Source organism: Neorhizobium galegae bv. orientalis str. HAMBI 540, from assembly GCF_000731315.1.
GTDB classification, from domain to species: domain Bacteria; phylum Pseudomonadota; class Alphaproteobacteria; order Rhizobiales; family Rhizobiaceae; genus Neorhizobium; species Neorhizobium galegae.
On the sequence record NZ_HG938354.1, the window covers coordinates 570,266 to 582,629 of the forward strand.

General features: G+C 62.3%; 1 protein-coding gene. It reads left to right on the forward strand.

Features of this window, described 5'->3' with window-relative positions; genetic code table 11:
- The first annotated feature begins 149 nt into the window (after nt 1-149).
- Nucleotides 150-12,353: an FG-GAP-like repeat-containing protein gene (locus RG540_RS31245; protein ID WP_051909764.1), complete on the forward strand. Its 12,204-nt coding sequence runs from the start codon at nt 150-152 to the stop codon at nt 12,351-12,353.
- Nucleotides 12,354-12,364: the final 11 nt, after the last annotated feature.

Genomic DNA, 12,364 nt, shown 5'->3' on the forward strand with positions numbered 1-12,364 from the left:
GCGGTTACCCTAGTCTGCCGGAGATCGGCCCGGTTCCGACATCGCGCCCAAGCAGCCCATCGGCTGGCATTTCCGGCAAGAGCGGCGGTGGAGAGTCGCAAGAGAATGAACAATCAGGCGCAGATGGCACGTCAAGCGGCAAGCCGGTTTTGTTCGATCTTGACGGCGATGGTCTTTCAATCGAGCAACTGAATGCGTCCGATACATTCGTCGAGATGGAGGGCGACGGCTACGGGCACCGGACTGCCTGGGTCGATGCGGGCGACGGCGTGCTGGTTCTGGATGCTGACGGCGACGGAAAGATCAGTGACAAGAAAGAGTTCATCTTTACCGAATGGGATCCTGGTTCCGAGAGCGATTTTGACGCCCTGAAAAAGGGATTCGATACCGATCACGACGGAGACCTCGACAGCGGCGACGCACGCTGGTCCGACTTTCGGATCATGGTCAATGGTCAATTGGTGACGCTTGCGGCACTGGGTGTCGTGTCCATAGATTTAACTGCGACCGGAAGCGGACAGTCGTATGGGGATGGGTCTGCTATTGCTGGAACCTCGAACTTCACCCGCGCGGATGGCACGACCGGCCTGGTCGGCGATGCTGTCTTCGCCATGGAGGACAAGGGCTACAAGATCGTCCGCACACCGACGACCAATGCAGACGGTTCGACGACGACGGATCTCAAGGCCTACAATCCAGATGGCAGCCTCGCCTTCAAGGAAGTTGTCACCGTCAGCGCCGACGGCCTGACCACCATAACCCAGCACGACGACGATGGCGACGCGGTTTTTGATCGTTCCCAGAGCGTTCAGCGGGTGTTGAACGGTGACGGCTCGAAGAGCGAGACCGTCTCGAACTTCCGCGCCGACGGATCGCTGGCGGACAGGATGAAGACGATCACCAGCGCTGATCTGAAGTCGGTACTGACCGAACTCGACCAGGACGGCGACGGCGTCAACAACCAAACGCAGCAATATACCAAGAATGCCGACGGCAGTTCGTCGACGCGGACGAAGGAGCTTTCGGTCAGCGGCGCCCTTTTGAAGGACGTGGTGATCACCGTCACCGCCGACGGCCTGACGAAGACCGTCAAGACCGACCGCGAGGGCAATGGCGCCTATGAACTGACCCGAACGGAAGCGACGGTCGTCAACGGCGACGGCGGCCGGACGAAGACCGTCAGCGACCGCGGTGGCGATAACGGGCTGATCTCCAGCGAGACGACGTCGACCAGCGCCAACGGTGCGACCCGGACCGTCGATACCGACAAGAACGGCGACGCGCTGGTGGACGTCAGGCAGAGTTATGTCACCACCATGCTCGCAAATGGCGATGTCGTAATCACCGAAGAAAAGCGGGACCGAACTGACACGCTGCAGGGCAGGACTATAACCACGACCTCCGGCGACGGGTTGTCGAATATAGTGCAGCAGGATCTGACCGGCGACACCGTCCTCGACCGTATCTTGAGCCAGGTGAGTGTCGATGCCGGCGAGACACGCGTTATCACGAAGACGGTGACGAGCGGCGACCATACGCTTCTGTCGAAGTCGGTGCAGTCGGTCAGTAACGACCAGCGTACGATATCACTGAACGAGGATTCCAACGGCGACGGCGCTTGGGATCGCACCACCTCGATTCTCGCAGACGGAACGGGCGCAACCACCAAGATGGTGTCGGTGCTCGCGTCGAACGGCACGCTTCTCAGTCGGGAACAAATAAACACCAGCGCCGACGGGCTCTCGGTTGCCTCGCGGACCGATCTCGATGGCGACGGTTTCTACGACCGCACGAAGAGCAGGGTTGTGGTGCTGGGCGGCGACGGCAGCAGCACAGCTACAGAACGATTGAAAAGCCGCAACAACACTCCGATCGGCGAGACGGTGACGACGCGGAGCGCCGACGGCCTGACGACGACGGTGCAGCAGGACCTCACCGGTGACGGGTATTTCGATTCGACTGCGACCAGGACAGTTGTGCTGAACGGTGACGGCAGCCGCACCACGACTGCCATTGCCACCAGTCGCAACGGCTCGATGATGCAGAAGACGACGTCAACACTCAGTGCTGACAAGCGGATGCTGACGACGCAGACCGATGCCAATGGCGACTTCCATAACGATGTTACGGTGGTGGATTCCATTGGTATCGATGGCGTCCGCATGCTGACGACCAGCGAGTACAACGGAAACGGCACGCTGAAGAGCAACGTCGAGCAGGTCACTTCCGCCAGCAAGCTATCGATCACGACCAAGACGGACATCAACGGCAACGGCACCTGGGATGGCATCGTCACCGACGTCACCACGATCAATGCCGATTCATCGACGACGCGGATCGGATCCAATCTCAGTGCGAACAATACCGTGTTGTCGAAAAGCTACGTCTGGACCGATGCAACCGGATACTCGATCAACACCAAAGCAGATCGCGACGGCAACGGCGTCTACGAGCGGATCGTCTCCGGCTTGACAGGTTTCAATGCCGACGGATCGGCTACACAAACAATTGTTGAAACTGCCCAGAACGCCTCGGTCCTTAGCCAAAAGACGATCAACATCAGTGCCACGGGGCTGTCTGTAGTCACCCAGACGGACTACGACGGCGACGGCATCATGGACGTCAAGGGCGTCGACACCCTCGCCCTGAACTCCAATGGCAGCACGATCAAAACCGAAAGCCTTCATACGTTACCCGGTTCGGTGCTGATCTCGAAGGTAGTGACCACGACAGCGACCGATCAGAAGGCGGTGATGATCGACGCCGACTTCGATGGCGACGCTGTCAACGATCAGACAACCGCCATTCTCGTCAATAACAACGGAAGCAAGACGACGACGGCCTCCACGTTCGACGCCGGGCAGTTGGAGTCCAAGGCGGTCTCAACGGTCAGCGGCAACGGCCTGATCAGTGTTGTGCAAGTCGATCTCGATGGCGATTCCGTCTACGAGCGAGAGATCACCGACGCGACCGTCTACAATGCCGACGGGAGCACGACGCGCAAGGTCACCGAACTCGACGGAGGCCGTGCGTTCCAGCACGGCACCACGATCGACACCAGCGCCGACGGCCTGACTGTAACCAGCATTTGGGATGGAAACGGCAACGGCGCCTTCTCGCATAAGGAGGTGAAGAGGACGGTTTTGAACGCCGACGGCAGCAGCGTCGTCACCACCACCAACTACAAGACCGGCAACGTCCTCAACGATAAAGTCACTGTCACGGTCAGCAACCACGGGCTGATAACGACGACGTCCACCGACCTGGACGGCAATTCGGTCAACGATCAGATCGTCACCGTCACGATCATGCCGACAGGTAGCTCGGTAGCAACCTATATCGATTACAACGGATCGACCATCGTCGGCGAGACGAGGGTGACGACAAGTGCCGATGGTCTGTCGATAACGCGTGAACATGTGCCGCAGTCCCTGGCATCGCTCAACCGCCTCGACTGGGCGTCGACAGATATCACCGTTACCAATGTCGATGGCAGCCGTGTTCGGACAGTCTCGGAGTTCAATGTTACCTACGCGTCGTCCGAAGTCAGGACGCTGCGCAACAAGGCCATCATTACCACCAGCGGTAATGGCCTTAGCATAAATCGGCAGTGGGATCTGACCGGCTCGGGCTCGTATGGCAAGAGCGAGACGGACATTATCACACTCAACGAGGACGGCTCGGAGACTCGGACTGTCACCAACTACACTGCCGGCGCCATGACGATGCGGGAGGTGACCACAATCTCGGGCAATGGCCTGTCCACATCCGTCTCGCGGATAACGGCTGTGCCTGGTGGCAACACCACCGAGACCTTCACAGACATCACTGTGATCAACACCGACGGCACCCGCACGCGCACCGTCGTCAACAAGAAGTCGGACGGTTCGACGCTTTCCAAATACGTGACACTGGCCAGCGCCGATGGTCGGACGCTGACCGTGCAAGAAGACCTGAATGGCGACGGTTCCTTCGACCGCACGCGAACGGCATTTACGAAATCCCTGGCCGATACTGGGAGCCGCACCGTAACCACCGAACAAGCCGCCGATGGTAGCGTAACCGCAATCGTCACCAAAACCGTCCAAGGTGACGGACTGACCTCTCTGACCGAGCGTGATCTCCTGGGAGACGGCAAGATCGACCAGGTCGAGCTCAAGGAGCAATCGATCGACGGAAACTCGACCACGACGATCTCCAATTACTTGAGCAACGGAAACCTGGCGAGTCGGACGGTCAAAACCGTGAGCTTCGATGGAAGAACATCGACCCTACATTGGGATTTTGACGGCGACGGTGCGTTTGACCAGACGCGGGTTTTGGTCGCTACCAAGAATGCCGACGGCAGCTCGAACCAGGTTGCCACGAATTATACCGCATCCAATACAGTGATGCGAAAAGAGACAATCGTTACCAGCGCCGACGGCCGAACCCAGACCATCACCCGAGATGACGATGGCGATGGCGACGTCGACCACACGGAAACCGTCGTGTGGGATGTAACAGGTGCATGGGCTGCAACAATCGTCAATACTGAAGCCGCGTTAATGCCATCACCGGATCCGAGGGTCATTACGTGGAATTCCGCTATCGCGGCGAAGCTATCGACAACCGTGAGCGCCGATGGCCTGATCAAGGTTATCAAAAGCGACTACGACAATAATGGCACCTATGAGCATGTCGAGACCTCCCGCATCCTGATGGATGGTCGCTCTGTCACCTCGATAGTCGATACCAACAGTGCCGGCGCCGCGATCGCCACGGGTACGATGACGGTCAGTGCTGACGGCAATGTCATCAGCCTCCTGAAGGACAACAATAATGATGGAACTATAGATCTCAAGGATGAGGCAACCACACAGGCCGACGGCAGCGTAATTCGCGTCACGACGACTTACAAACCTGATGGATCGGTAGCAGAAGTTAGTCGCACACTTATAAATGCCGATGGCAGATCCGTCATCATCCTGGGCACGACAGGTGCGGACAAGCTCAAGGGGACGACTGCGGACGATCGCTATTCCTTTGGAAGGGGCGATGGGAAAGATACTATCTCTGATCCTGGAAGCAGTGTCGGCGGTATGATGCTTGGGGACCGGATCCGGTTTGGCGCCGGGATCGGGATCGAGGACATCATTGTCCAGAAGTACGGCAACGACCTGATCATCTCGGTCCGGGACCTGGCCCACGACGACCGCGTGATCAAGGACATCGAGGACAAGATCACCATCAAGAACTGGGCGTCCTCGACCAACCGGGTGGAACTGCTGGAGTTCGACAACGGCCAGGTGATGAACATCGGCCGGGCTGCCGGCATGCTCCTCGGGAAGGACATGCTGATCGGCGGCGACGAGGCGATCGGCGACTATCAGCACTTCGCCGCGCCGGTCAGCGCCCTTTCCAACGCCTTCGGCAGCGCCGCATCGGCGGGCAACTGGGCCAGCCAGAACGTGACGCCGCGCCGGATGGCCGACGTCAACGGCGACGGCCGGGCCGATATCGTCGGTTTTGCCAGTGACGGCGTCAAGGTGTCGCTCGGCCAGGCCGACGGGACCTTTGCCGCCCCGTTCCAGACAGGTGCGGCTTTCAACACCAGTTATTGGAGTAACGAAACAGTCAACCCACGCCAACTCGGCGACGTGAACGGCGACGGCCGGGCCGACATCATCGGCATCGGCGCAATGAGTATCGCGGTCGCTCTCGGTCAGGCAAACGGAACGTTCGGGGCAGCGTATACCGCGTCGAGCGGCTATTTGGGTTCAGATCCCAATGGTGGCGGGGGTGGATGGTATAGCACCACTCTCTATCCCCGCTATATCGGCGACGTGAACGGTGACGGGCGTGACGACATCGTTGCATTCGGATCTCAGCAGGTCATGGTGGCACTTGCGACGGCGGCCGGCACCTTCTCGGCGCCCACTGCGGCGCTGACAGGCTACTTCGTCTCCTCCGTCGGCTGGAACGACTCGACCAAATGGCTGCGGCGGATCGGTGACGTGAACGGCGACGGACGGGCCGATATCGTCGCCTTCGGCGCCGACGGGGTTCAGGTCGCGCTCGGCAAGGCGGACGGCACGTTCGAACTGCCGATCGTCGGGTTGGCGGGCATGTTCGGCCACAGCGCCGAAGCGGGCGGCTGGGCAAGTGCCAGCCAGGGGCCGCGCGAGGTCGCCGATGTCAACGGTGACGGCCGGGTCGATATCGTCGGCTTCGGGGCCAACGGTCCGGAGGTCGCCTTCGGCAAGGCCGACGGAACCTTCTCCGACGTCTATTACGGCCTCTTCAACACGTTCGGAAGCTCGACTGCCGCCGGCGGCTGGACGAACGACAGCAGCAATCCGCGGCTGCTGGGCGACGTCGACGGCGACGGCAAGGCCGACATCGTCGCGTTCAATCCGACCCTGGTGGAGGTCGCGCTGTCGCAGACCGGCACCCGGCCGGTGTTCAACGAGACGCTGACCGGCACGATCGATGCGGATGTCATCTATGGCTTCCAGGGCAACGACGCGATCAACGGCGGCGATGGTGGCGACTGGCTGTTCGGTGGAGAGGACAACGACGCGGTCAGCGGCGGAGCCGGCAATGACGAGATCTATGGCGGCGAAGGCAACGACACCCTGACGGGCGGCTCGGGCAGCGACGCCTTCGTGTTCACCCCGAACTTCGGCCATGACACCGTCACCGACTTCTCGGCGGCCGGCGGCGACATCATCCAGTTCGACAAGGCGGTCTTCGCCAACTGGACCCAGTTGCTCTCGCACGCCGCGCAGTCGGGATCGAACGTCGTCATCACCGCCGATCCCAACAACTCCATCACCCTGCAGTCCGTCGCTCTGTCCAGCCTGCAGCAGTCGAACTTCCAGTTTGGCGCAGTCTCCGACAGAGGCAGCAACGTACCCGTCGGCGGTATGATGCTTGGGGACCGGATCCGGTTTGGCGCCGGGATCGGGATCGAGGACATCATTGTCCAGAAGTACGGCAACGACCTGATCATCTCGGTCCGGGACCTGGCCCACGACGACCGCGTGATCAAGGACATCGAGGACAAGATCACCATCAAGAACTGGGCGTCCTCGACCAACCGGGTGGAACTGCTGGAGTTCGACAACGGCCAGGTGATGAACATCGGCCGGGCTGCCGGCATGCTCCTCGGGAAGGACATGCTGATCGGCGGCGACGAGGCGATCGGCGACTATCAGCACTTCGCCGCGCCGGTCAGCGCCCTTTCCAACGCCTTCGGCAGCGCCGCATCGGCGGGCAACTGGGCCAGCCAGAACGTGACGCCGCGCCGGATGGCCGACGTCAACGGCGACGGCCGGGCCGATATCGTCGGTTTTGCCAGTGACGGCGTCAAGGTGTCGCTCGGCCAGGCCGACGGGACCTTTGCCGCCCCGTTCCAGACAGGTGCGGCTTTCAACACCAGTTATTGGAGTAACGAAACAGTCAACCCACGCCAACTCGGCGACGTGAACGGCGACGGCCGGGCCGACATCATCGGCATCGGCGCAATGAGTATCGCGGTCGCTCTCGGTCAGGCAAACGGAACGTTCGGGGCAGCGTATACCGCGTCGAGCGGCTATTTGGGTTCAGATCCCAATGGTGGCGGGGGTGGATGGTATAGCACCACTCTCTATCCCCGCTATATCGGCGACGTGAACGGTGACGGGCGTGACGACATCGTTGCATTCGGATCTCAGCAGGTCATGGTGGCACTTGCGACGGCGGCCGGCACCTTCTCGGCGCCCACTGCGGCGCTGACAGGCTACTTCGTCTCCTCCGTCGGCTGGAACGACTCGACCAAATGGCTGCGGCGGATCGGTGACGTGAACGGCGACGGACGGGCCGATATCGTCGCCTTCGGCGCCGACGGGGTTCAGGTCGCGCTCGGCAAGGCGGACGGCACGTTCGAACTGCCGATCGTCGGGTTGGCGGGCATGTTCGGCCACAGCGCCGAAGCGGGCGGCTGGGCAAGTGCCAGCCAGGGGCCGCGCGAGGTCGCCGATGTCAACGGTGACGGCCGGGTCGATATCGTCGGCTTCGGGGCCAACGGTCCGGAGGTCGCCTTCGGCAAGGCCGACGGAACCTTCTCCGACGTCTATTACGGCCTCTTCAACACGTTCGGAAGCTCGACTGCCGCCGGCGGCTGGACGAACGACAGCAGCAATCCGCGGCTGCTGGGCGACGTCGACGGCGACGGCAAGGCCGACATCGTCGCGTTCAATCCGACCCTGGTGGAGGTCGCGCTGTCGCAGACCGGCACCCGGCCGGTGTTCAACGAGACGCTGACCGGCACGATCGATGCGGATGTCATCTATGGCTTCCAGGGCAACGACGCGATCAACGGCGGCGATGGTGGCGACTGGCTGTTCGGTGGAGAGGACAACGACGCGGTCAGCGGCGGAGCCGGCAATGACGAGATCTATGGCGGCGAAGGCAACGACACCCTGACGGGCGGCTCGGGCAGCGACGCCTTCGTGTTCACCCCGAACTTCGGCCATGACACCGTCACCGACTTCTCGGCGGCCGGCGGCGACATCATCCAGTTCGACAAGGCGGTCTTCGCCAACTGGACCCAGCTGCTCTCGCACGCCGTGCAGTCGGGATCGAACGTCGTCATCACCGCCGATCCCAACAACTCCATCACCCTGCAGTCCGTCGCTCTGTCCAGCCTGCAGCAGTCGAACTTCCAGTTTGGCGCAGTCTCCGACAGGGGCAGCAACGTACCCGTCGGCGGTATGATGCTTGGGGACCGGATCCGGTTTGGCGCCGGGATCGGGATCGAGGACATCATTGTCCAGAAGTACGGCAACGACCTGATCATCTCGATCCGGGACCTGGCCCACGACGACCGTGTGATCAAGGACATCGAGGACAAGATCACCATCAAGAACTGGGCATCTTCGACCAACCGGGTGGAACTGCTGGAGTTCGACAACGGCCAGGTGATGAACATCGGCCGGGCGGCCGGCATGCTCCTCGGGAAGGACATGCTGATCGGCGGCGACGAGGCGGTCGGCGACTATCAGCACTTCGCCGCGCCGGTCAGCGCCCTTTCCAATGCCTTCGGCAGCGCCGCATCGGCGGGCAACTGGGCCAGCCAGAACGTGACGCCGCGCCGGATGGCCGACGTCAACGGCGACGGGCGGGCCGATATCGTCGGTTTTGCCAGTGACGGCGTCAAGGTGTCGCTCGGCCAGGCCGACGGGACCTTTGCCGCCCCGTTCCAGACAGGTGCGGCTTTCAACACCAGTTATTGGAGTAACGAAACAGTCAACCCCCGCCAGCTTGGCGACGTCAATGGCGACGGCCGGGCCGATATCATTGGCATCGGCGCAATGAGTATCGCGGTCACTCTCGGTCAGGCAGACGGGACGTTCGGGGCATGGTATACCGCGTCGAGCGGCTATTTGGGTTCAGATCCCAATGGTGGCGGGGGTGGATGGTATAGCACCACTCTCTATCCCCGCTATATCGGCGACGTGAACGGTGACGGGCGTGACGACATCGTTGCATTCGGATCTCAGCAGGTCATGGTGGCGCTTGCGACAGCGGCCGGCACCTTCTCGGCGCCCACTGCGGCGCTGACAGGCTACTTCGTCTCCTCCGTCGGCTGGAACGACTCGACCAAGTGGTTGCGGCGGATCGGTGACGTGAACGGCGACGGACGGGCCGATATCGTCGCCTTCGGCGCCGACGGGGTTCAGGTCGCGCTCGGCAAGGCGGACGGCACGTTCGAACTGCCGATCGTCGGGTTGGCGGGCATGTTCGGCCACAGCGCCGAAGCGGGTGGCTGGGCAAGTGCCAGCCAGGGGCCGCGCGAGGTCGCCGACGTCAACGGTGACGGCCGGGTCGATATCGTCGCCTTCGGGGCCAACGGTCCGGAGGTCGCCTTCGGCAAGGCCGATGGAACCTTCTCCGACGTCTATTACGGCCTCTTCAACACGTTCGGAAGCTCGACTGCCGCCGGCGGCTGGACGAACGACAGCGGCAATCCGCGGCTGCTGGGCGACGTCGACGGCGACGGCAAGGCCGACATCGTCGCGTTCAATCCGACCCTGGTGGAGGTCGCGCTGTCGCAGACCGGCACCCGGCCGGTGTTCAACGAGACGCTGACCGGCACGATCGATGCGGATGTCATCTATGGCTTCCAGGGCAATGACGCGATCAACGGCGGCGATGGTGGCGACTGGCTGTTCGGTGGAGAGGACAACGACGCGGTCAGCGGCGGAGCCGGCAATGACGAGATCTATGGCGGCGAAGGCAACGACACCCTGACGGGCGGCTCGGGCAGCGACGCCTTCGTGTTCACCCCGAACTTCGGCCATGACACCGTCACCGACTTCTCGGCGGCCGGCGGCGACATCATCCAGTTCGACAAGGCGGTCTTCGCCAACTGGACCCAGCTGCTCTCGCACTCCGCGCAGTCGGGATCGAACGTCGTCATCACCGCCGATCCCAACAACTCCATCACCCTGCAGTCCGTCGCTCTGTCCAGCCTGCAGCAGTCGAACTTCCAGTTTGGCGCAGTCTCCGACAGGGGCAGCAACGTACCCGTCGGCGGTATGATGCTTGGGGACCGGATCCGGTTTGGCGCCGGGATCGGGATCGAGGACATCATTGTCCAGAAGTACGGCAACGACCTGATCATCTCGATCCGGGACCTGGCCCACGACGACCGTGTGATCAAGGACATCGAGGACAAGATCACCATCAAGAACTGGGCATCTTCGACCAACCGGGTGGAACTGCTGGAGTTCGACAACGGCCAGGTGATGAACATCGGCCGGGCGGCCGGCATGCTCCTCGGGAAGGACATGCTGATCGGCGGCGACGAGGCGGTCGGCGACTATCAGCACTTCGCCGCGCCGGTCAGCGCCCTTTCCAATGCCTTCGGCAGCGCCGCATCGGCGGGCAACTGGGCCAGCCAGAACGTGACGCCGCGCCGGATGGCCGACGTCAACGGCGACGGGCGGGCCGATATCGTCGGTTTTGCCAGTGACGGCGTCAAGGTGTCGCTCGGCCAGGCCGACGGGACCTTTGCCGCCCCGTTCCAGACAGGTGCGGCTTTCAACACCAGTTATTGGAGTAACGAAACAGTCAACCCCCGCCAGCTTGGCGACGTCAATGGCGACGGCCGGGCCGATATCATTGGCATCGGCGCAATGAGTATCGCGGTCACTCTCGGTCAGGCAGACGGGACGTTCGGGGCATGGTATACCGCGTCGAGCGGCTATTTGGGTTCAGATCCCAATGGTGGCGGGGGTGGATGGTATAGCACCACTCTCTATCCCCGCTATATCGGCGACGTGAACGGTGACGGGCGTGACGACATCGTTGCATTCGGATCTCAGCAGGTCATGGTGGCGCTTGCGACAGCGGCCGGCACCTTCTCGGCGCCCACTGCGGCGCTGACAGGCTACTTCGTCTCCTCCGTCGGCTGGAACGACTCGACCAAGTGGTTGCGGCGGATCGGTGACGTGAACGGCGACGGACGGGCCGATATCGTCGCCTTCGGCGCCGACGGGGTTCAGGTCGCGCTCGGCAAGGCGGACGGCACGTTCGAACTGCCGATCGTCGGGTTGGCGGGCATGTTCGGCCACAGCGCCGAAGCGGGTGGCTGGGCAAGTGCCAGCCAGGGGCCGCGCGAGGTCGCCGACGTCAACGGTGACGGCCGGGTCGATATCGTCGCCTTCGGGGCCAACGGTCCGGAGGTCGCCTTCGGCAAGGCCGATGGAACCTTCTCCGACGTCTATTACGGCCTCTTCAACACGTTCGGAAGCTCGACTGCCGCCGGCGGCTGGACGAACGACAGCGGCAATCCGCGGCTGCTGGGCGACGTCGACGGCGACGGCAAGGCCGACATCGTCGCGTTCAATCCGACCCTGGTGGAGGTCGCGCTGTCGCAGACCGGCACCCGGCCGGTGTTCAACGAGACGCTGACCGGCACGATCGATGCGGATGTCATCTATGGCTTCCAGGGCAATGACGCGATCAACGGCGGCGATGGTGGCGACTGGCTGTTCGGTGGAGAGGACAACGACGCGGTCAGCGGCGGAGCCGGCAATGACGAGATCTATGGCGGCGAAGGCAACGACACCCTGACGGGCGGCTCGGGCAGCGACGCCTTCGTGTTCACCCCGAACTTCGGCCATGACACCGTCACCGACTTCTCGGCGGCCGGCGGCGACATCATCCAGTTCGACAAGGCGGTCTTCGCCAACTGGACCCAGCTGCTCTCGCACTCCGTGCAGTCGGGATCGAACGTCGTCATCACCGCCGATCCCAACAACTCCATCACCCTGCAGTCCGTCGCTCTGTCCAGCCTGCAGCAGTCGAACTTCCAGTTTGCATAAATGGGGCTTGG